Origin of the sequence: Calothrix sp. PCC 7507, assembly GCF_000316575.1 — a bacterium.
Taxonomy (GTDB): domain Bacteria; phylum Cyanobacteriota; class Cyanobacteriia; order Cyanobacteriales; family Nostocaceae; genus Fortiea.
Window position 1 is genome coordinate 3,096,685 of sequence record NC_019682.1, and the last position, 23,048, is coordinate 3,119,732.

Annotated in this window: 18 protein-coding genes, 1 tRNA gene and 2 pseudogenes; 7 read left to right on the forward strand and 14 right to left on the reverse strand. The window is 41.9% G+C overall.

The genetic code is table 11. The features are described from left to right. Positions 1-175 precede the first annotated feature (175 nt). The 3 genes from pheS to CAL7507_RS13170 all read left to right on the forward strand — a co-directional run bounded on the left by pheS (position 176) and on the right by CAL7507_RS13170 (position 2,378). A complete protein-coding gene (gene pheS / locus CAL7507_RS13165) occupies positions 176-1,168 on the forward strand; it encodes a phenylalanine--tRNA ligase subunit alpha (RefSeq protein ID WP_015128967.1) in 993 nt (330 codons plus the stop codon). Positions 1,169-1,522: 354 nt separating this feature from the next. Continuing rightward, positions 1,523-1,690: a hypothetical protein gene (locus CAL7507_RS32365; protein WP_160166336.1), complete on the forward strand. Its 168-nt coding sequence runs from the start codon at positions 1,523-1,525 to the stop codon at positions 1,688-1,690. A 106-nt stretch (positions 1,691-1,796) separates the two neighbouring features. Continuing rightward, the gene (locus CAL7507_RS13170) at positions 1,797-2,378 is read left to right on the forward strand and encodes a Uma2 family endonuclease (RefSeq protein ID WP_015128968.1); all 582 of its coding nucleotides are present in this window, start codon (positions 1,797-1,799) and stop codon (positions 2,376-2,378) included. 74 nt (positions 2,379-2,452) lie between these two features. Here the strand turns inward: CAL7507_RS13170 and CAL7507_RS13175 are convergent, their stop codons facing one another. The 7 genes and pseudogenes from CAL7507_RS13175 to CAL7507_RS13205 form a co-directional block, all read right to left on the reverse strand. Next, on the reverse strand, positions 2,453-3,046 hold the full coding sequence (locus CAL7507_RS13175) for a Uma2 family endonuclease (protein WP_015128969.1): 594 nt from the start codon (positions 3,044-3,046) through the stop codon (positions 2,453-2,455). Positions 3,047-3,229: 183 nt separating this feature from the next. Beyond that, positions 3,230-3,907, reverse strand: a pseudogene (locus CAL7507_RS13180) (helicase-related protein); the annotation flags it as partial. Between the two features lie 26 nt (positions 3,908-3,933). After that, entirely contained in the window at positions 3,934-4,599 is a 666-nt protein-coding gene (locus CAL7507_RS13185; protein ID WP_236556786.1) for a transposase, read from the reverse strand. Between the two features lie 34 nt (positions 4,600-4,633). Beyond that, positions 4,634-5,137, reverse strand: coding sequence for a helix-turn-helix domain-containing protein (locus tag CAL7507_RS13190; protein ID WP_042341108.1), 504 nt, complete (start codon positions 5,135-5,137; stop codon positions 4,634-4,636). An 89-nt stretch (positions 5,138-5,226) separates the two neighbouring features. Then, positions 5,227-5,994 (reverse strand): annotated as a pseudogene (locus tag CAL7507_RS13195) (DEAD/DEAH box helicase); the annotation flags it as partial. 388 nt (positions 5,995-6,382) lie between these two features. Beyond that, positions 6,383-7,981, reverse strand: a complete 1,599-nt coding sequence (locus CAL7507_RS13200; RefSeq protein WP_015128970.1) for a 2-isopropylmalate synthase — start codon at positions 7,979-7,981, stop codon at positions 6,383-6,385. Positions 7,982-8,074: 93 nt separating this feature from the next. Continuing rightward, entirely contained in the window at positions 8,075-8,596 is a 522-nt protein-coding gene (locus CAL7507_RS13205; RefSeq protein WP_015128971.1) for an NYN domain-containing protein, read from the reverse strand. A gap of 734 nt (positions 8,597-9,330) precedes the next feature. Between CAL7507_RS13205 and CAL7507_RS13210 the strand changes: the two genes are divergently transcribed. After that, positions 9,331-11,649, forward strand: coding sequence for a CHASE2 domain-containing serine/threonine-protein kinase (locus CAL7507_RS13210; RefSeq protein WP_015128972.1), 2,319 nt, complete (start codon positions 9,331-9,333; stop codon positions 11,647-11,649). A gap of 246 nt (positions 11,650-11,895) precedes the next feature. Here CAL7507_RS13210 and CAL7507_RS13215 read toward each other — a convergent pair. From CAL7507_RS13215 to glcD, 5 genes are all read right to left on the reverse strand, one after another. Beyond that, positions 11,896-11,967, reverse strand: a tRNA-Lys gene (locus tag CAL7507_RS13215). A 57-nt stretch (positions 11,968-12,024) separates the two neighbouring features. Then, positions 12,025-13,809 (reverse strand): ATP-binding protein, encoded by a 1,785-nt coding sequence (locus CAL7507_RS13220; RefSeq protein ID WP_015128973.1) that lies wholly within the window; start codon positions 13,807-13,809, stop codon positions 12,025-12,027. Between the two features lie 425 nt (positions 13,810-14,234). Then, on the reverse strand, positions 14,235-14,798 hold the full coding sequence (locus CAL7507_RS13225) for a hypothetical protein (protein WP_015128974.1): 564 nt from the start codon (positions 14,796-14,798) through the stop codon (positions 14,235-14,237). Positions 14,799-14,806: 8 nt separating this feature from the next. Next, the gene (locus tag CAL7507_RS13230; protein ID WP_015128975.1) at positions 14,807-16,048 is read right to left on the reverse strand and encodes a glycoside hydrolase family 10 protein; all 1,242 of its coding nucleotides are present in this window, start codon (positions 16,046-16,048) and stop codon (positions 14,807-14,809) included. 294 nt (positions 16,049-16,342) lie between these two features. Then, positions 16,343-17,815: a glycolate oxidase subunit GlcD gene (gene glcD / locus CAL7507_RS13235; protein WP_015128976.1), complete on the reverse strand. Its 1,473-nt coding sequence runs from the start codon at positions 17,813-17,815 to the stop codon at positions 16,343-16,345. Positions 17,816-17,817: 2 nt separating this feature from the next. Here glcD and CAL7507_RS33410 point away from each other — a divergent pair, with 2 nt between their 5' ends. Then, positions 17,818-17,946: a hypothetical protein gene (locus CAL7507_RS33410; protein WP_255348338.1), complete on the forward strand. Its 129-nt coding sequence runs from the start codon at positions 17,818-17,820 to the stop codon at positions 17,944-17,946. Positions 17,947-18,329: 383 nt separating this feature from the next. After that, positions 18,330-19,058: a Uma2 family endonuclease gene (locus CAL7507_RS13240; RefSeq protein ID WP_015128977.1), complete on the forward strand. Its 729-nt coding sequence runs from the start codon at positions 18,330-18,332 to the stop codon at positions 19,056-19,058. Positions 19,059-19,132: 74 nt separating this feature from the next. On the opposite strand, the gene CAL7507_RS13245 is transcribed toward CAL7507_RS13240, so the two are convergent. Both CAL7507_RS13245 and miaA read right to left on the reverse strand, forming a co-directional pair. Then, positions 19,133-19,864 carry a GDSL-type esterase/lipase family protein gene (locus CAL7507_RS13245; protein WP_015128978.1) on the reverse strand — a complete coding sequence of 244 codons (732 nt, stop codon included), beginning with the start codon at positions 19,862-19,864 and terminating at the stop codon, positions 19,133-19,135. Positions 19,865-19,883: 19 nt separating this feature from the next. Next, entirely contained in the window at positions 19,884-20,792 is a 909-nt protein-coding gene (gene miaA / locus CAL7507_RS13250; protein WP_015128979.1) for a tRNA (adenosine(37)-N6)-dimethylallyltransferase MiaA, read from the reverse strand. Between the two features lie 273 nt (positions 20,793-21,065). Here miaA and gyrB point away from each other — a divergent pair, with 273 nt between their 5' ends. Then, on the forward strand, positions 21,066-23,003 hold the full coding sequence (gene gyrB, locus CAL7507_RS13255) for a DNA topoisomerase (ATP-hydrolyzing) subunit B (RefSeq protein WP_015128980.1): 1,938 nt from the start codon (positions 21,066-21,068) through the stop codon (positions 23,001-23,003). Positions 23,004-23,048 lie beyond the last annotated feature (45 nt).

The following is a 23,048-nucleotide window of genomic DNA, read 5'->3' on the forward strand; positions in this document are numbered from 1 at the left end:
TTTTAACTTGTACTGTTGATTCATTCATGGCACATTGCTAAGGTTAATTTTCCTTCATTAGTTGCTAGTTGTTTGTGTTTTGCCACTGACAACTAACTACTGAAAAATAACAAAACGGATTGATCTGTGGGGTCAATCCAAAATCTAAAATCTAAAATCCAAAATTGTCTGACCAATGACTAACAATTTAGAGGCTCAACTTTTAGCACTGCGGCAAGAAGGAGAACAAGCGATCGCTGCTGCTGACACCCTAGAACGTCTAGAAGAACTCAGAGTTAGCTATCTGGGTAAAAAAGGACAACTAGGGGTGTTGTTGCGGAGTATGGGCAGTCTGAGTGCAGAGGAACGCCCAATAATTGGGGCGATCGCCAATACTGTTAAAGAATCCCTGCAAACTAATTTAGACCAGCAGCGTACAGCCCTGGAAACTGCTCAAATTCATCTCCAGCTAGAGGCGGAAACTCTGGATGTGACAATGCCAGGAATTTATCGTCCCCAGGGTCGCATCCATCCCCTGAATGGCATTATTGACCGGGCGTTGGATGTCTTTGTCGGCATGGGTTATACCGTGGCTGAAGGGCTAGAAATGGAAACAGATTACTACAATTTTGAGGCTCTGAATACTCCGCCCGATCACCCCGCCCGTGATATGCAAGATACCTTCTACCTCCCAGATGGTAATCTACTGCGGACTCACACCTCATCAGTCCAAATTCGCTACATGGAAAAAGAAGAACCACCCATCCGGGTTGTGGCTCCAGGGCGCGTCTATCGGCGAGATAATGTAGACGCGACGCACTCGGCAGTTTTCCATCAAATAGAACTCTTAGCCATTGATGAGGGACTGACTTTTACAGACCTCAAAGGCACAATTAAGGTATTTTTACAAGCAATTTTTGGCGATCTACCAATTCGCTTCCGCGCCAGTTATTTCCCATTCACTGAACCCTCGGCTGAGGTAGATTTACAGTGGAATGGTCGCTGGCTGGAAGTTATGGGCTGCGGTATGGTCGATCCGAATGTGCTTAAAGCTGTGGGTTATGATCCAGAAATTTATACCGGATTTGCCGCTGGCTTTGGTGTAGAACGCTTTGCGATGGTGTTACACCAAATTGATGATATTCGTCGTTTATATGCTAGTGATTTGCGGTTTTTACAGCAATTTTAGAGAAATATCAGGGGAATAGCAAAAAATAAATTACCCAATATTTTAGTTGCTAGGGTGCGTCAGTTCTTGATATTTGGAACTGGCGCACTTTACATATTGGGGATTTTTCTATTGGAAGTTAGGATTTACGCATTGACAAAAAACATGAAATATAAATAGTGGGGAAACGCACATAAGTAATCGGACAAAAATATTTACAGTCATTGCGAGCGGAGCGAAGCAATCGCAGGGGTTGGGATTGCTTCATTCCGCTACGCTCCATTCGCAATGACATTGTGTAATTAATTCTGTCAGACTACTTATTTCTTAGGGGTTTATTCGCCATCAATATAATCATTAATCAAATTTATAGCGATGCGGTGGCGGTTACTTTCCAAAGGTTCTCCGTCGTCAAAAATCAAATTGGTGGGTGGTATGGGTGGGTTTTACCAATCCACTGCTTTTTCTCCAGAGTTGGTTGCTGCTGTGGTTTCTGGCGATATAGTCAAGACCCCTTGTGAGCATTTAACCATTTTTTCCTAGTATCTCTTATTCCGTGAGAGGTTGTTTGAGCTAAAAGCGATCGCTCAATTATTGCAAATTAGCTTTAGAAGTAAAATATTCAGTATGCAACTCCTCTTTACGGAATATGACCGCAATTACTGACAAGCAACTGACCCTTGAGGAATATTTGAAGTATGACGATCGCACGGATAGCCAGTATGAATTGGTGGCAGGAGAGTTAGTTGCAATGCCACCTGAAAGCCCAAAAAATATCCAAATATCCCTCTTTTTACTCGTAAATTTCCTTAAGTTCGTTCCCGTCAATCGATTAAGTAACAAAGCTGAAATTGTCGTTGCTGGTTCTCGTGCAACAACTCGCGTTCCTGATTTAGTTGTGCTGACGGATGAACTGGCAACAGCTTTACAAGGTGCAACACGATCTACAATTACTCTGGATATGCCACCTCCAGCATTAGTTGTGGAAGCTGTTTCTCCTGGCAAAGCTAATGAAGATCGGGACTATCGCTACAAACGTTCCGAGTATGCAGCCAGGGGAATTGTTGAATATTGGATTGTTGATCCCCAAAAGAACAGAGTTACTGTACTGATATTAGTTGATGGGTTTTATGAAGAAACTAGATTTACCGGAAATACAGCGATCGCTTCTACTATTTTCCCAGAATTACAGCTAACCGCAGAGCAAGTACTTAATGCCGGAGAAAGCTAGATAAACGAAGGGATTTGAAAAGTGCGATCGCCCAGTTTTCTAGAGAAGCCGCAAAAAACGGACATTTTGGCCAATTAATTTTGCCCGAATGCCAGAATTTGGGCAGCACTCAGCTTACAATCAGGAATTACCGTCGATGCTAGGGGGGTGTCGGTAACATAAATTGTGTCTTCATATTGCCCATTCACCCACAAGCACAGCGTCAATTGCTGCCTTTCCGGGTCAATAATCCAGTATTCCGCAATCCCTCGCGCCGCGTATTCCGTGCGTTTGTAACGATAGTCCCGGTCTCGATTCTGCTGTCCAGGTGACACAATTTCAATCACTAACGCAGGTGGTGGCATATCTTGCGTAATCGTGTTGCTGCGTTGCCCCCCTAAAGCTGTATACCCTTCTTCGGTCAGTATGGTTAAGTCCGGCAAGCGTACCTTTGCCCGTTTGCCACTGACGACAATTTCCATATCTTTGAGGTTGATTAGCACAATTGAAATGTACTTTGCTAATTCCAACATCAATAATTTGGCAAGCTTGCAGTTTTCTGGCGACTCGGTTGGCATTTCTACTAACTCTCCATCCACTAATTCATAGCGTGTGTCAGTGCCATCGTCATAGGCTAGGTATTCCGCCATCGTCATGAGCTTAGAGGTACTGGGTGCAGTTTGAGTCATGGTGAGGAATCTCCGCGATCGCCATAGCAACGTTGTGAGAATAGAAGACTTGATGTGCCAATCTTAGCAAATCCTAGTAATGCCAAATAACGCTTGCAAGCCCCAGTGAGAAGCGCTAAGAGTTCCCTATTCCCGCCCCATATTCGTGAATGAGTCTTTGACTCGACAGGGAAAACAGGAAAGTTATCGGCAATTATCGCAATGTCCACAACGCCAATTTGCAGCTTCTTTGTCAAACCCAAAAGCATTTAACAAAAACTGCCAGCGACATTGTTTAGTATTCAGGTATTGACTCATTTGCTGGGCAGCGTGTGATTGTGGAGATGGCTGATTTTTAGCTTTTTGCTCAATTTTATAATGGAAGGGGTCAAGCCATTTTAACTGACCATTGCTGTGGAGTAGAGAAAGTGCGATCGCTGCATCAGGAAATTGTCGCGTCACTGCGGTTACTTCTCCCTGTGGCGGTAGTTGTTTCACCAGTTGCTGTGCTGTTCGCTGTTGCTTGAGCATTTGGTCATGAAAAAATTGTTGTCTTTGCTTATCCTCTGAATCTAACCATCCGGTAGGTTCACTTACCAATGTCAGCGCCTCTGCTGGTTTCCCATCCCTTCCAGCCCGGCCAATTTCTTGCACATATTCAGATAGTAGGTGCGGTGCGTGAAAATGAACTACCCATCGCACATCTGGCTTATTTATCCCCATCCCAAAGGCACAGGTGCAGACAACAAAGGGGATTTCACCACCCAACCAGCTAGCTTCCACAGCGCGACGTTCTGCTGCACCCAACCCCGCATGATAGCTCGTTGTCGCAAAACCCATATCTGCTAACCATGCAGCTAAATTTTCACTATCTCGCCTAGTACAGGACGGCGGAAATAAACCGAGTATTAAACAGCCAAAACTTTACCCTTATATGTCCACTTGAAAGGTTTAGCCATTGTTTGATTAAAGTAGTCAATAAAAGCAAGAATTCTAGTTTTGAGATCATCCTGACTCTGGAAACTGGCTCTTCTTAGTAACTTCCGTACCAAAATACTAAACCAAATTTCAATTTGGTTGAGCCAAGAAGAATGTAGTGGTGTGTAATGGAAAACGATTTGATGTGTGGGGTCACTTAAAAAAGCTGCACGAGATTTCATTGATTTGAGGATGCCACTTTTACCCTTAATGCCAAGGTTGATGTTTAAACCTTCAATTTGTGCAACAAAACGAACTAAGGACTCCGATTGATGAGTGTTCAGGCAATCCATAATTAAATGCCATTTTTTCGCATTGGGGTCAGTGGCAATAGTTTGATGAATATGAAAGATAAAATCAACTTCTGTTCTGGAATCTCCACAAGTTGGTCTGATAATTTGACCAGTGGCAACATCGAAACTGGCTATCAAGGTTTGCGTACCGTGACGAATATATTCAAATTCCCTTCTTTCAACTTTGCCCGGTCGCATTGGTAAGTCTTTTTCTATGCGCTCAGTAGCTTGAATACCTGTCATCTCATCAATAGATATTGTGCGTTCCCCCTTTAGATGACGGTCAATCGCATTTAAATACAAATCTGTAATATCTTCAACTTTTGCATCAAATTTTTCATCCAGGGGGGGGAGTCAGCCAGTACCGACTTTGGTGTGGCTTCAATTGAGCTTCTTCTAATAGTCTTCCCACATGGCGAACAGATATACTTTCGATAATCCCTTGTTTTGTAATTTCATCTGTCAGTTCTCTAGATGTCCAGTGACTTATTGTCCGACCGTAATCTTCTGGCGGCGAACAGGCAAGCGCAAACAACTCTATTACTTGTTCCATGCTAAATTTTACTGGTGCGCCAGTACGCTCTTGATCTTGTAATCTTTGAAAAGCTGATAATTTTGCTCCCTCTGTCTCCAACCATCGCTTTCGCCATAAACGAGTCATATCTAGACTAATCTCTAATATTCGAGCAATTTCGCCGTTATTTTTCCCTGATGATGCCAGAAGAATAATTTTGGCTCGGATGACGATTTGCTGTGCTGTCTTATGTCCCTTTATCAACTCTTGTAGTTCATTCTGCTCACTATCACTCAAACTTAATTCTTTTGGAGCTAATCTTGCCATACCCTGATTCTTTGTCACCAAACAAAGCTTTTCATCTACTGACTTAATTATCCCATATAATACTCGGCTTACTTCCGCCGTCTTGTACTAGTGCGGACGTAAATTAATCCCGCTTGCTGTGGTCTATTTTGAATAAATTTTAATAATAATTGTTTCCTACCCCTTGGTGTCCAAGCAATGTGGACAGTGGGATGCAAATTAGGACGGTAGGGATTAAGGCGAAAAGTTTCAGGTTGCTGTAATTGTAAAACTGTTTGAATGATGTTTTGGGCTGATGGGTCAGCAGTCGCAGTAAAAGCCGCAATACTAATTTTAGTTCCCGGTGGTTTTGACTTGAGCAGTGCTGGTCGTACTGCTCCTAATCTGCGGTAAGCTGGGCGGAATGTATCGCCCCATTGCACCAAACAATGTGCTTCATCCAAAATCAAAGCGTTAATTTGTAACTGAGGTTGAGATAGTCTTTCCCAAACTGGCGCACTCAGTAAAGTTTCTGGCGATACATACAACAATCTTAACTGTTGACGTTCCAATGCTTGCAATGTGACACGGCGTTGAGATGCAGGTAATTCACCATGCAAAAGTGCAGCACTTAATTGACGTTGACGTAGTTCTTGAACTTGGTTTTCCATCAACGCCACCAAAGGCGAAACAACCACAGTTAATCCTGTTTGCAGCAGTGCTGGAAGTTGGAAACAAATCGATTTTCCCCCACCTGTAGGCATAATAATTAGTGCGTCTTTTTGCGCTAATAAACTGCTGACTATTTCTCCCTGTGGTGGACGGAAGTCTTCATAACCCCAAATTTTTTGAAATGCTGTACGGACTTCGTTCCAAGATGTTGTTTGTGGGTAATTCATCAGCAGTTACCAGTTATCCGTTATCAGGTATCAATTTTTCATGTCTGATAACTGTTCACTGATTTAATATACCCTCTGTTATTCAGCTATTGGTTCAGTAAGATCATCATGTTGTTATAGAAAAAATCTAGCGTTGCTGATTGGTGTGATGATTTTCGCCGGGCTACGCCCTGCTTCGCTAACACGCAAAGGCGCAAAAACGCAAAGGAAGAAAGAAGATTGTGATCTAAATACATGAAAACTGCTGTATTTTTTTTTCTCAAATATAAAACTCTTAATCTTTGCGTCTTTGCGTCTTTGCGTGAGATAGATTTATCCCATCAATCAGCAACGCCAAAAACTTTATAAGGTTACAAAACTTTGTAACCCTATAAAAAGCAATGTATTTTTACTGTGCAGTTACTTCCTTAGGCTTTTCTTGCATTTGCAAAGATGCATATAGCCTATTGAGAGCATTAACATAAGCCTGCGCGGAAGCGACGATAATATCTGTGTTTGCTGCATGACCAGAAAACACTCTAGATTCATATTTTAAACGAATTGTGACTTCTCCAATGGCATCGATACCTGCTGTGACTGATTGCACAGAGAATTCAATTAACTGATTGGGTACATTCACTACACGGTTGATGGCTTTATAAACAGCATCTACTGGCCCAGTGCCAATTGCTGCATCTGTGAGTTCTTCACCATCGGGAGTGCGGAGAGTGACTGTGGCGGTGGGTTTAGCATTGCTACCACAGGAAACCTGCACCAATTCTACTCGGAATAAAGTAGGTGTTTGTTGGATTTCGTCGTTAACGATCGCCTCCAAATCCCAATCAGAAATTTCTTTCTTTTTGTCGGCTACTTCTTTGAATCTGACGAAGGCTTTATTTAGTTCCGTATCTGACAGTTCAAAGCCTAATTCTTTCAATCGGGTGCGGAATGCATTTCTCCCAGAATGTTTACCTAATACTATTTGATTGTCTGTTAAGCCAATCAATTGAGCATCCATAATTTCATAGGTGAGTTTGTTTTTCAACACCCCATCTTGATGAATTCCCGATTCATGAGCAAAGGCATTTGCACCAACGATCGCTTTATTTGGTTGCACTAACATTCCCGTCAAATTGGAAACTAGTCGCGAAGATTTATAAATTTGACGGGTGTCGATATTTGTGAGTGGTTCTTCAGAATCTACGGGTTTACCTAAGAAGGGATTGAAATATTGCCGCCGCACATGCAACGCCATGACTAACTCTTCTAATGCAGCATTTCCCGCCCGTTCACCAATACCATTAATTGTACATTCTAGTTGCCTTGCACCATTTTTTACGGCTTCTAAAAAGTTGGCAACTGCTAAACCTAAATCGTTATGTCCGTGAACAGAAATAATTGCTTGATCGATGTTGGGGACGTTTTCTTTAATGCCTTTAATGATTGCCCCAAATTCACTGGGCGTGGTATATCCCACGGTATCAGGAATGTTAACTGTTGTTGCACCGGCGGCGATCGCTCGCTCTAATACTTGGTAAAGAAATTCGGGATTAGATCTACCTGCATCTTCCGGGGAGAATTCCACATCATCGGTGAAACTTTTGGCATAGGCTACCATTTCTTCGGCGATCGCCAATACTTCTGATTTGGTTTTTTTCAGTTTGTATTCTAGATGAATATCAGAAGTAGCAATAAAGGTATGAATCCGACCATGAGCCGCTGGTTTAATAGCCTCTGCTGCGGCTTTAATATCATCATGCCTAGCTCTGGCTAAACTACAAATCACTGGGCCATCTTCTGTCCCCACAATTTGGGCAATTTTGTTCACTGCTTCAAAATCTCCAGGACTGGCGAAGGCAAAACCTGCCTCAATTACATCCACTCCTAGACGTGCTAGTTGCTTGGCAATCACTAGCTTTTCATCTATATTCAGGGTAGCTCCCGGACACTGTTCTCCATCACGGAGTGTCGTATCAAAAATAATGATTCGCTCTGGTTTAGTGTTCATTTTCAGATCAATGTTGAGTGTTTACTATTGGATATGAATACTTGGAACCTTAGTTTTTTTACTTTTAAGTTTTGTAAATAATTGCTAAGGATATTAACCTTCTGTTTTTTCTATTTGATCTCTGATATCATTTAAATCTATATATCTATCCGTAGCATTGCGTAATTCTCTGGCTATCATGCCTTCTGTTGACACTACAGTAATATGTGTGTTTTTTGAGCGTAAGAGTTCGATTGCTCTTTCAAAATCTCCATCGCCACTGAATAAAACTACTCGATCATACTGATCTACCGTATTAAACATATCTACAACAATTTCAATATCTAAATTGGCTTTTTGTGAGTAGCGACCCGATGAATCATCATAATATTCTTTAAGAATTTTAGTTCTGACTGTATATCCTAGACTGATGAGAGCATCTCGAAAACCTCGTTGATCTTGCGGGTCTTTTAAGCCAGTGTACCAGAATGCATTGATTAATGTTGTTTCTGATTGCTCGTGTTTAAAGTATTCTAAGACTCGCCTGGGGTCAAAAAACCAGCCATTTTTTTGTTGAGCATAGAACATATTGTTTCCGTCTACAAAAATAGACAGACGATTCATTGGAGAACCCATAGAAAAATACACCTAATATATAGAAAAGTATTTAGATTGAACAATAGATTATAGCAATTCTCAAATGATAATTTTGCTAGAGTCTATAAGGCGGCTCTTCATGTGTAGCTTTTATCTTACCTCTTTCAAAGCATAAAATTGGCTGAAACATGGGAGTAGATATGGCGGATGCCGAGCCTTTTTCATCTCGGACTCTGCTAGATGCAGTCCGTGATCAAAATCTACCAATAAAATTGACCTAGTAACAGCATTCTCAACTGTATAACAGTTAAGTTTACTCCTAAAGAGGTATAGCATAGGTCTTGGGTGAGATGTAGGCTGATGCCCATCACTAGGTTTTACCGTCAATAGCAAAAGAGACTTTCTAAAGCGTCTCAATATTACACTAGTTACAGCAGAGGCTCTTTAGTCGGCTGCTAAACAAACCAATGCTGGAGATATACCTGTTGAATAGGCTAAAGTAGAATTTCGGAGAAACTAAGTGCAGGAGCGAAACATCTCCGACTTAAGTTTATGCAACAATTAGCGGTTATACCTCAGTTAGAGAATAAATTAGGCAGTGTTGAGATTGCGAGTTTTCCCGAAGCAAAATTCATTAATACAAGTTTGTTGAAGAATAAAGGATAGTTTACAAATGTATAAGATTTTCATTTAAGTCTTATTTCAACGTGTTTGCACTCAAACGGGGTCTGAATAAATAAAAGTGTTGTACCTAAATTAATAAGTAACACGATATGGCAGAAGAACCTACATCTACCTTAACTAAAAAATATGTCTCTGCTGCCATTAGACGGTTAAGTAAACCCACAAAAGCAACTTCGACGGTGTCAATACGTCATCGCCGACGGCTGACTTACTTTAGTCATTTGCTCACGGGAACCGTAGCAATAAGTGCCGCACTGCTAAGTGCTTCTGGTGTCGGCTTGGTGCAATTGCTGGAAAATCAGTCACTTTCGGCTTTTTTTCAAGTGCATGGGCCGACTCTCCCGCCAGAAGACATTGTAATTTTGGCAATTGACGACCAGTCGATATCAAACTCAAAACAGTACTATACTGACGATCCAAAACGATACGCTCACCTAGAACCACTAAAATCTTATCCCTTTAAACGTGTTGCATACGCCCAGATCATCGAAAAATTGATCCAGGCCGGTGCTAGGTCTGTAGCGTTAGATGTAGTTTTTGATACTCCAAGTAGTTATGGGCCAGCGGACGATCGCCAATTGCAAGCAGTACTGCAAAAATATGGTGATAAAGTGACTCTAGCAGCACTTTACGAAGATTCGCTAGCAAATCAAGGCCCCACCATACAACTAAGACTACCTCAGGAAATGTTTCGTACTGGTTCAGTGTCGATGGGTACGGTGAATTTTCCCATAGATGTAGATGGCAAAGTGCATCGATTAGCTAGCGAGTATGGGAAGCTCTCAGTGTTAGATGACATCCTGGCTGATAAAGTACCATCCTTTGATGAGGCTGTACTAAGGGCAGCACAAGTAAATTATCCCCGACCCAAGGGCGATCGCATCTATTTTTGGGGACCACCGGGTACATTTGAGCTAATTCCTTTTTGGTATGTACTCGACCCGCAAAGCTGGAATGATTACTTGCAACAGGGAAAGGTTTTTCAAAACAAAATCGTGGTGATTGGTGCGACAGCCCAGTTACCAAACGATTATCATGCAGTAGCTGCTAGCCAAAACCCTCAAAAAATGTCGGGGGTGGAAATTCATGCTAATGCGATCGCTACTTTGATGACAGGAAAAGCGATCGCCCAAGGAATTGAGAGTCCACCTCTCCGGGGTTTGTTTGTGCTGTTTTTAGTCGGGGGTAGCACCCTAATCATCACTAGAAGCAAGCAAGGGACAAATAGATTGATCTTGAGCATCGCCCTAGCGAGTATCTGGGGAGGGATAAGTTATGTACTATTTATACATGGTCAATTAATTTTCCCGACGACTGTACCCATATTAGCGATCGCCCTCAGTGGATTTTCTTATTTGGGAACCGAGGCGGCTAGAGAAATTCTCAGAAAACGCCAACTAGTAGATATTTTTCAGAAATATAAATCTTCCCCAGTTGTTCAAGAAATTATCAGTCAGCAAGATGACCTCTTAGACCTACTCCAAGAACGAGATTTAGCAGTAGCGGGAAAAATACTTGGTGGACGCTACAAAATTGTCAAAGTTCTCGGTGCTGGTGGGTTCAGCGAAACTTACATTGCTGAAGACACCCAACGCCCTGGAAACCCGCGATGTGTTGTCAAACAGCTAAAACCAGCCAACACTAAACCCGAAGCTCTACAACTTGCCAGACGGTTATTCAGTTCAGAAGCGCAAACTTTGGAAAAATTGGGTACACACAATCAAATACCCCAGCTTTTGGCTTCATTTGAAGAAGACGCAGAATTTTATCTAATTCAAGAATACATAGTTGGTCATCCTCTCAGTCAAGAACTGCCATCAGGCAAAGCCATTCCCGAAAACTCAGTTATCGATATCTTAAAAGACCTCTTGCAAACATTGGCATTTATTCATAAAAATGGTGTCATTCACCGGGATATTAAACCCAGCAATATTATTCGGCGACACTCAGACTGGAAGGCTGTACTGATTGACTTTGGGGCGGTCAAAGAAGTCACAATCCCCCAAATAGAAAACCAAGACCAAACTCCTTTCACTATTGGCATTGGTACTAAAGGTTATGCGCCAAGTGAGCAATGTTTTGGGCGACCTCAATACAGTAGTGACATCTATGCAGTCGGGATGATTGGGATTAAAGCTTTAACTGGTATCGCCCCTCACGAGTTTGCTAGAGATGCCGATCAAGAATTGCAATGGCGGGATAAAGCAGAAGTCAGCCACTCCTTAGCGGAAATTCTCAGCAAAATGGTGCTAGATGACTTCAAACAGCGCTATCAGTCAGCATCAGAGGTTATAGAAGCGTTAGATAGGTTAGTCGGTCATGAAGCTCAAACAGATCCCTCAACAATGAATACTCTCTCCTTAGATGATGCTGAAGCTTCCACCACACCTTGGCTAGAAGAATATTGAATCAGAGGAAAAGGGGCAGGGAGCAGGGGGATAGTTCAGAGCGGACGACCCCACCTGTTGGGACAGTTTCCCCCTCTTTACGAGAACCATTGGCAAAGAAGCGGGAAAATCAAACCTTTCGCTCCACGGCAGCTCTGTGCTGGAGGCATTTTCCCTTGCCCTTGACGACAATAAATGTGTCACCATTATTAATTAAATTGGTATGAGGAATTCAAGTTAAGATAGCGTAAAAATTCTGGATTTGAGTGGGTGACCTGAGATTCGAACTCAGAACCAACGGATTAAGAGTCCGATGCTCTGCCATTGAGCTAGTCACCCATATAAGCACCTATCTTAGCAAACTTCTGACAAATTTGCTAGTGGGCAGCTTAAAAATTAAAGAGGAAACTCTACTATAAAAGTGGTTTGACCAGCTGCACTCTCTACATGAATTCTGCCACCCAAATGTCTCACCATTTTCTGCACTAATGATAGCTCCAGTCCGGTACCACTATATTTCCAGGGGTCATTTTTGGATAGGCGATAGAACGGCTCGAAAATCCTTGAGAGTTGATCGGTAGGAATTTCTAACCCAGAATTGTGGAAACTAATTTGCACTGTATCCACCGTCAGATGAGCAGAAACTGTGATGGCTTCGCCTGCAGGGGTATATTTGCAGACATGGCTCAACAATTCAGTAAAAATTCGCTCTAACTCTGTGATATCTGTCTCTAAAGGCGGGAGGGCAGTTTCAATAGTTAGGTTTAATTGTTGTCGCTGACAGGCAGTGAGTTCGCGAAAAGATTCGATGATGGGGGGTAGCCAGGTTTGTAAGTCAATGGCGATCAAAGTTTGGGGATCTGGCTTGACTTCTAGATATGTGAGTGTGAGTAGATCGTTAATTAATTTACTCCCTCTACTACACTCATTGTGCAGAATCTGCAAAAGTTGTGGAACTAGTTCTGGATCTAAGACTCTGTCTGGTGTCAGCACACTTTCCAGAGTTTGAGCGGCAAGGCTAATGTTAGTTATGGGTGTCCGCAGTTCATGGGAAAGGGTGCGAAGAAATTCGTTTTTGATGTGTTCAATTTTTTCTAGTTCTCTAACCTGGCTCTCTGTTATTTCGTAAAGTTTAGCGCGGCGAATAGCGATCGCACATTGACTAGCTATCTGTTGCACTAAGTCTATCTCAAATTCATCAAAAGCCTCTTGTGTTGGTCTGATTAGCCAAAAATTACCAATCATCCCTTGAGTATCGAAAATCGGACAAGCCATCTGGGTGACAACCAGTAACTTTGGATGCCATGCCTGAACAATTTCTACGCTTTGCACGGCTTGTTTTTGCAACAGTTGCGGATAAACTGCCGGAAAGTCTGCAATCTGTCTAGTTAATCCCTGACAAAAGGGTAGAGTGGCTGCCGACTCGTAAGCAACTGTCACCAGAGTATGACAAGGGCTATAAAATTCGATTTGGCAGCGCTCAAGTTGCAATACATCTGCCAATTCTTGGGTGACTGTTTGCAATATCTGGGTTTCATCCACATTGTCGCGGATTTGTTCCGTCACACGTCGCACCAAGGCTTGAAAGTTGCGTGTCTGCTGCAATTGGGCTGTATGCTGCTGCATCTGTGACTGTAGCTGAGTTTGCAGATAATGTATCTGCTGTTGTAGCTCTGCTAATAATCGCTCCCGTTCTGCCGGAAATCCCCCACACTGTTCTATCTGTTTAGCTGGAGTGATTTTAGTACTCGTACCAATCAATCGGTAAATTCTCGAGTTACCATCTCGTAGCGGTGTCAAAGTTGTACTCCACCAAGTCGGAACCCCCTGGAATTGCAAGCATTGTTCATAGGAAATAGTTTTGCCAAACAGCACGCAGTCAGTATAGTGCTGACGTACTCTGATAGCATCAACTGGAGAAAGGATATCTTCTGGTTTTTTGCCTCTGAGATCCTCTGAGCGGATACCTAGCCACCGCTCATGAGTTGGGTTGAGCGCCACGTAGCAAAAATCCCCATCCTCCAGAACATCGACGACAAAAATCGATGCCTGCACAGAATCATAGATGCTCAGTAAAAACTGCTCACCACTACTCTTTTCCTCTATGTCTGTGCCGAAGAGAAAATATGGAGGTGATAGATTTGTCAACTCTATGGTTGATTCCGATTGATTGATATTCATGCGAGAGTCCCTGTCTGGTTATACTGACTCATCTAGGCGCTCTCTATTGATAACGCTGGTAAAAATTCTTTTTAGCGCCTAAAGCAAAGGATTGTCAGCCCTTGTTCATCGATAGTTTGTGTCTTTCTCTACTTCTGATCAGAAATCTCGGAAAGCTCATAAAAGTAAGCTTAACAAATCCTGCTCTTTGAAGACGAAAATGCATGGGCAGGTTAGTAGACTTTATTGTTAATAATTTCTTAGAATTGTTGCACACCTGTTAAGCCAAATCAAGCGATTTATTAAATATCCGTGACAATTATTAACACTTTTATTATTTAGTATTTCGAGAAAGATATGCATCTCCCTAAGGTAAAACATTACCAGCCTGTGGATCAAAGGGGAATGGGGGAATAATCCTTGACTGTTGACTGTTGACTGTTGACCTACTTAAACAATATTTTGTAAGCATTGATGCCGGTGAGGACAGCAACCAAAAGCCAAGTGATGGCTAATCCCACAACTTCGCCTAAGAATAATTGCGTGAATTGGCGTAAGATGACCCCAACAGCAGAACCGATGGGTATAGCTACTGCCCAACTTGCTGCAGTGATGAATATCCAGCGCCAAGCTAAGGGGACTGGTTGGTAAATTGCTAACCATTGAGCAAATCCAATTCCAAAGCCGCCGATAGTACCATAAATCAGCCCAGAGAGGATTCTTGTAGGAAGTTGCTGAGTTGTAGGTACAATCCAACCGACTGCACCAACACCCATAGCTGTAATCACAACCCAACCCAAAATAGTGGATAACACCCACTTCAGTGAGAGCATAGGCTGTCTCAGAATTAAGCTTTGAGAAATTGCAACTGTTAATCCACCAATAATGGCTTGTAGTACTCCAATATCCGACTTTTCACCAATTTCAATTAATAATAAACTCAGCAAAAAACCACTAAAAGTAGCGACAATCCACTGTAATGTAAAACTCAATTCAGTCTTAGCAGGCACTAATTCTATCAACTTTTCTTTGGTGGTTGTGGTCTTGCAGCTTTGGTATAAAACATTTCCAGAAAAGCCCTGCGCCGCTGTTGAGGTGATTCAGGCGAGATGTAACCCCACAAGCTTTCCCAGTAGAAAAAGGAAATACCCGGAAACTTGCGATCGCGCACTACCTCAACCTGTTCTATAATTTGTGCAATTTCTACAGGATCACTTAAAGTTCCTGTAGATATGCCCACACCCACAGGAATTTGACTACGAGCAAATTCTACAGATGGCTGTGCTAATTCATTAATAAAACTTTTTTTGTCATCTCGATATACTTGCAAAATCAACTCATCCACCAAACCTTTTTTTATCCAATCTTCCCAATTTTGCAAATAATATTTATAGGCAAAAGCTTGAGAATTAGGAGAAAGAGAAATTTTGACGTATGGTTTAACTGTTTTCACTGCTTGATAAATTACTGCCATGAAGTCAGTAATTTTGTTAGCTCGCCAACGCATCCACTCTGAGTCAAAAAAGTTTTTTGGCGGACGTTTGCCGTTATGTTCTTGTTGGTAAAGTTGGATAGTTAAAGGATCATAACCAAACTGTACTGGCATTCCAAAATGGTCATCTAACTGAATACCATTCACATCATAATTGCTCACGACTTCCACAATTAATCCTTTGATAAACTCCTGAACTTGGGGATGCAAAGGATTGAGCCAAGCTATCTTACCAACAAAGTTATTGTTGATTTCCTCCGGTGGTGTTTCCTTGATAGAGTTTATCCCTTCTTGCCCAATTGTCAACCAGTCCGGATACCGCCTTGCTAATTCTGAATTAGACGGCGTCATAAAACCGTATTCAAACCAAGGAATGATACTTAACCCTTGAGGTTTAGCAAGTTTAATCAACTTTGCTAAAACATCCTGTCCACCATGCATGAATTTGAGTAAAGGTTGAGCATCAGAGCCTGTAGCATTTTTAGCTACAGCACTTTTATAAAAAGTGTATCCCCTATTCCAAACCACAGGATAAATCGTATTAAAATTAAGTGCTGATAGTTGGTTTAAAGCACGGTTAATACCCCAGGGTACAAAGAATACACCACTAGCAACATTAGTTAGCCAAACTCCACGGATTTCTGTTGTGGTTGGAGGACTTGCTTTTTGGTAATAAGCGGAACGAGAAGGAAGCGAAAATGCTACTAAGCATAGTATTAATTCCAAACATAGCAAGTAACAAAAACAACGGCGAGCAAACCGATTCATCTGTGGGTTTGACTTCTTTATGAAGGGATACATATAACTACAAAATAAATTTTATTCCTCCGGATTTTGTATGGATATTATGATATTGCACCAAAATGTAAAAAAATAGTGGTCTATCGCAAAAGTTTTGAGAGGTTCATATAGAAATCCGATTTGATTATTTATCTGTAGGGTGGGCAATGCCCACCGTATCATAATGTTGGTGGGCATTGCCCACCCTACCAAAACCTATAAGCAGCAAAATTAATGCGATAGACTAGTAGTGTTGCTGATTGAATTTATGAAAACTCTGCGTTAAAACTTTTCTACCCCTTCAAACTGCTTAAAACTTGCAGAATTCGCCGCTTCACCACAAGTGCGCGGTGTAGGAAATATCTTTCCAGGATTTGCTAAACCTTGGGGATTAAAAACTTGCCGTACCCATTGCATAGTTTCTAAATCAGCTTCACTAAACATCTCTGGCATATAACATTTTTTATCAGCACCGATACCATGTTCACCAGAAATGCTCCCACCAACTTTTACACATAGTTTGAGAATTTCTCCTCCTAATTCTTCTACTTTGTCTAATGCTCCAGGTACAGAATTATCATAAAGAATTAGGGGATGGAGATTACCATCACCGGCATGAAATACATTAGCAACTGGATATCCAAATTTTTGACTTAGCACCTCAATTTCTCGCAGCACATAGGGTAACTGAGTGCGGGGAATTACACCATCTTGGACATAATAATCTGGGCTTAAATGTCCGGCAGCTGCAAAAGCGGCTTTCCGTCCTTTCCACAATTTTAATCGCGTTTCTAAATCACTCGCTGTAGTAATATTGCGCGCACCATTCTGAAGACAAATTTCTGCAACACGCTGTTTATTTTCTGCTACTTCAATCTCCAAACCGTCAATTTCTACTAACAGAATAGCAGTGGCATCACGAGGGTAACAATTCGTGGCTACAACATCTTCCACAGCATTGATGCTGAAATTATCCATCATTTCCATCCCACCAGGAATAATCCCGGCGCTGATGATGTCAGAAACGCTGGCGCCTGCGTCTTCAACGCTGGTGAAATCTGCCAATAATACACAAATTGACTCTGCACTTTTAAGAATTTTGAGAGTAATTTCTGTGGCTATACCCAAAGTACCTTCTGAACCGACAAATACGCCTGTTAAATCATAACCAGGCATTTCCGGAATTTGTCCTCCCAAATCGACAATTTCACCCTCAGCCGTGACAATTTTTAATCCCAAAACGTGGTTGGTGGTGACTCCGTATTTTAGACAATGCACTCCACCAGAATTTTCAGCAATATTACCCCCAATCGAGCAGATAATTTGGCTAGAAGGGTCGGGAGCGTAGTAAAAACCAGCACCACTTACTGCTTGCGTAACCCAACTGTTAATTACTCCAGGTTGGACGATGGCGCGTTGATTATCTAAATCTATGCTAAGTATTTGCCGCATCAAAGACGTGACTATTAAAACCGAATCTACCAACGGTAAAGCACCACCAGATAAACCAGTACCAGAACCGCGGGCGATGAAGGGAATAGAGTATTCGTTGCATATCTTCACCGCTGCTGCAACTTGTTCTGTCGTCCTGGGTAAAACCACCAGCGCCGGACGTTGGCGATAGCAAGATAACCCATCGCATTCATAGGTAATGAGTTCCTCCCGGCGTTGAACTACGCCATTTTTGCCCAGAACAGCCTCAAATTGTTTGATGATGGGTTTCCAGTTACGTTGTTGTTTATCTTGGGTGAGCATGGGTGGTTTTTGATGAAGGTGGGATGCACGCTATAGCTTGTATAAATATTGTGGCAGGAGTTAGAAGAGTGCGATCGCACTGGCTGCATTTATTTATGGTGTGTACTCAAGAGCATCTCAGCAAGGTGTAACACAGATTAAGACATAACTAGGACTAGCCCTTTCAAGGTGGTGAAATTCGGAACGAAAATTGGTTATTTCAACCTTTAAAAATCCCAAAATCTGAGCGGATAACTTAGGATGATCACACTAAAGCAACGTATCTTCGTTTGTCACCTTGAAAGGGCTAGTCCTAATAACTATACTAGACATCTCCGAAAAAGAATGTAGAGACGCGTTAGCGCAGCCCAGTCCAATTTCGCGTCTCTACAAGGGTTTTGGGCAATGTAGAATTAATTTCCGGAGATGTCTACTGATAACTAAAGTCTTAGATACACAATAAAAAGACTGCTTTCACTCTTCCTTATGCGATCAACTAAGCTATAAATAAGGCTCTCAAATATCGGATAAAATCATGGTTCAGCAAGTTCTAATCAATGATGATGATTACTACGTGCCAGATGCCAACCAGCTAGTCACCGAAGATGATACACCTGTGGACAATTTTGCATCTGCTAAACAACAACGCCTTTTAGTGAGTTCTCTTTACAGTTCTCTACAAAGCCAGACTCTTTTAGCTGAAGCTAATGTGGGCATTTACTACACAGACCTTCAGCCCCCCATTGTACCCGATGTTTTTCTCAGTTTGGATGTCCAAGCGCCTGAAAATTGGTGGGAGAAACAAAATCGTTGTTATATGGTTTGGCGTTTTGGCAAAACACCAGAAGTTGTGATGGAAATTGTCTCCAATAAAGAAGGTGAAGAACTGGGCAAAAAACTACAAATTTATGAACAAATGCGGGCGAGTTACTACATCGTATATGACCCAAATCAGCAATTAGGAGAAAAAATACTCCGTGTTTATGAACTTAGGGGAAGACGCTACACTGAGACTGTAGAAACTTGGTTAGAACAAGTTGCTTTAGGCGTAACTCTGTGGACAGGTGAATTTGAAGGTAGGCAAGATGTTTGGTTACGCTGGTGCAATCAAGATGGTAATATTTTGCTGACTGGTGATGAACATGCTGAACAAGAACGACAACGTGCTGAACAAGAACGACAACGTGCTGAACAAGCAGAGAAACGTGCCCAATTACTAGCAGAAAGATTGCGAGCTATGGGGATAGATCCAGATAATCTGTAATTGGTCAAATATTATTGAGAATTTATTGGAGCCTGTGCGATATTCCATCCTACAGGCTATTTTTAACTGAATTTTTACATCACATGTTTTTCAATAACTTTTTTCCATGCCAAATAGCCTTGACCATTTAAATGTAGACCATCCAGGGTATATTGGGTATCTAATTGATTTTCAGAATCAGATAAATGAGAAAACACATTTATATATTGATTCTTAAATTCTTTACCTAACTCTTGCAATCCCAGGTTGAGTTTTAATATATTGTTATTGTTTTGCCAATAACGGGTAATTTTGTTATTCACAGGTAAGACACTTTGAATAAATACTTCTGTGTTGGGGATTTGATTTTGGAAGTCACTTAAAATATACTTGTAATCTGCCAAAATCCGGGTTACGGATTTATGACTCATCAAGTCATTGATACCAATCATGATAAAGATTTTTTGGGGTTGAGATTTGACTATTTCATCAAGACGATTTAATATTCCATCTGTTGTATCACCAGAAATGCCACGATTTTTTATATTGGGCTTATCTAGCAACTCTGTCCATTCAGCTTCATCAGTTATACTATCTCCCAGAAATATTACTGCATCTTCGGTTTTTGGCAGTATTTCAAACTGGCTTGTTTTATGTAAATAATAAGCTGAGTAATTATTGTGAGCTTTTTTAAGCTTGACGAGTAATTTTTTTTTAATTTTATATACTAAGCCGTAACGTCTAGCAATTAATAAAGTTACTAATGCTAGCGACAAAATATTGAATAAGAACGAAGAATATAGCAAGATAGTAATTTTATAGCTCATATATTATGAAATACTAATGTTAAGATATGAATCTCTGTGTACGCTGCCAAACATTATCTAATAAATTAGGATCATTTGCATCAAACCACTCTATTTTGGGATATGCACGAAACCAAGTGCGTTGTCGCTTGGCAAATTGTCGTGTATGTAAAACTATTAATTCCTTCGCTGCGTCTAAAGAGATTTCTCCGGCCAAATATTGCTTGATTTCTTGATAACCCAAGGTATTCAATAAAGACAAGTCAGCGCCATATTTTTGACATAGATACTCCACCTCAGCCACTAACCCATCTGCTATCATCTGCTCAGTACGTTGATGAATGCGGTTATCTAGTAGCGCAACATCACAATCTAACCCAATTTGCAAAATCGGATAATCCGGTGGATTCTCTCCTTGCTGCTCAGAAATGGGAACACCAGTGACATAATACACCTCTAAGGCTCTAAGAGTCCGGACTAAGTCATGGGGATGAATTTTTTGGGCAACAACAGGATCAACTTGTTGTAACATAGCGTAAAGTTGGATCTGTCCAAAAGATTCTAGTTGCGATCGCAATTCTGGTTGTGGCGATACCTGAGGAATCTTTAGCCCTTGGACAATAGAACGGATGTATAAACCAGTTCCTCCAACCATTAAAAGAGGTGTAGAAGGGGAGAAGGTAAGAGAAGCAGAATTGATCAAGGCTTGCGCTTGCCCTTGATAATCTGCTACCGTCATCATGTTTGTCGGAGCGCAGATATCTATTAAATAGTGTGGCACTAATTTTTGTTCTGCCAGAGTTGGTTTGGCTGTGCCAATATCAAACTCACGGTAGACTTGGCGGGAATCTGCACTGAGAATCACAGAACCCAACCGCATAGCTAAACCCAATCCCAATCCTGATTTACCTGTCGCCGTTGCACCACAAATTACAATCAATTTAGTCATTAGTTAAGAGTTAAGAGTTAGGAGTTAGGAGTCAGGAGTCAGGAGTCAGGAGTCAAGAGTCAGGAATGATCAGTTTTTCTCCTTCGTCCTCCTCATTGTCCCTATATTCCCCACTCGGCTTACTCCCTACATCATACGGGGTTGCAACCCCTGTATAAACTTCTCAGCAAATCGCTCTACAGACGCTACTAAGGCTTTTGTGTTAGAATTTTGGAGTGATTTTACTTTTTTTGTCCTTTGGGCGAGTTCAACCCCACAATCAGGAGAAATTTCATGACGAGCAGTTACAGTGCCGATCAGATTCAAGTTCTGGAAGGTCTGGAAGCCGTCCGCAAACGACCAGGAATGTACATCGGTACTACAGGCCCGCGGGGACTCCACCATTTAGTTTACGAGGTAGTGGATAACTCTGTTGATGAGGCTTTGGCAGGTTACTGTACTCACGTCGAAGTGGATCTCAATGCCGATGGTTCTGTAACTGTAACAGACGATGGTCGGGGCATTCCTACTGATATTCACCCAAAAACAGGGAAATCGGCTTTGGAAACGGTGTTGACCGTACTGCACGCTGGTGGTAAGTTTGGCGGCGGTGGCTACAAAGTTTCTGGAGGATTGCACGGGGTAGGGATTTCTGTCGTTAACGCCCTGTCTGAGTTTGTTGAGGTGACAGTTTGGCGGGATAAAAAAGTTCATCTTCAACGCTATGAACGGGGTGTCCCAGTTACCGAACTCCAAGCCAAGCCTTACAAAGAAGCCAGAACCGGAACTTCTACTACTTTTAAGCCAGATACGCAAATCTTCAGCACTGGCATTGAGTTTGATTACATCACTTTATCAGGTCGCTTACGGGAGTTGGCCTATTTGAATGCGGGTGTCAAAATTACTTTTACTGACCATCGGCTGGAACTGCTAAAAAGCGATACAGCCAAGGTAGAAACTTATGAATACAGAGGTGGTATTAAAGAATATATTGCTTACATGAACCGCGAGAAGCAGCCCCTACATGAAGAAATTATCTATGTACAAGGGGAACGCAACAACGTTCAAATAGAAGTTTCATTACAGTGGTGTACTGATGCCTATACAGACAATGTACTGGGTTTTGCCAATAATATTCGTACAGTTGATGGCGGTACGCACTTAGAAGGTTTGAAGGCGGTGCTGACTCGGACATTAAATGCGATCGCCCGCAAACGCAATAAAATTAAAGAGAATGAACCTAACCTCAGTGGTGAACATGTCCGCGAAGGTTTAACAGCAGTCATTTCCGTCAAAGTTCCCGATCCGGAATTTGAAGGACAAACCAAAACCAAGTTGGGGAATACAGAAGTCCGAGGAATTGTTGATTCTTTGGTAGGTGAAGTCCTCACCGAGTACCTAGAATTTCATCCAGGTGTCGCCGACTCAATTTTAGATAAAGCCATCCAAGCCTTTAAAGCTGCAGAAGCCGCCCGTCATGCGCGGGAATTAGTCCGGCGCAAATCAGTATTGGAATCTTCCCCATTACCTGGTAAGCTTGCTGACTGTAGTTCTCGTGACCCCAGCGAATCAGAGATATTCATCGTCGAAGGCGATTCAGCGGGTGGAAGTGCCAAACAAGGACGCGATCGCCGTACCCAAGCTATCCTACCTCTACGTGGGAAAATCCTCAATATTGAGAAAACTGACGATGCCAAAATTTATAAAAATAACGAAGTTCAATCGTTAATTACCGCCTTGGGTTTGGGTGTGAAAGGTGAAGAATTTGATTCCACCCAATTACGCTATCATCGCATTGTCATCATGACAGATGCTGACGTAGATGGGGCGCACATCCGCACACTTCTGTTAACATTCTTCTATCGTTATCAACGCGCACTAATTGAACAGGGTTTCATATATATTGCTTGTCCGCCACTATTTAAAGTAGAACGGGGACGCAATCATGAGTACTGCTATAGTGAACGCGAATTGCAACAGCACATTGCCACATTTCCTAGCAACGCCAACTATAACATCCAACGTTTCAAAGGTTTGGGTGAAATGATGCCAGCCCAACTCTGGGACACCACAATGAACCCAGAATCCCGCAAAATGAAGCAAGTAGAAATTGAAGATGCCGCCGAAGCCGATCGCATTTTCACCATTTTAATGGGCGATCGTGTCGCACCAAGACGTGAATTCATCGAAACCTATGGATCTAAACTTAACTTGACGGATTTAGATATCTAAAATTAATTCCGCTCCATATCTTGACAATCTGGGAATTTGGTAATG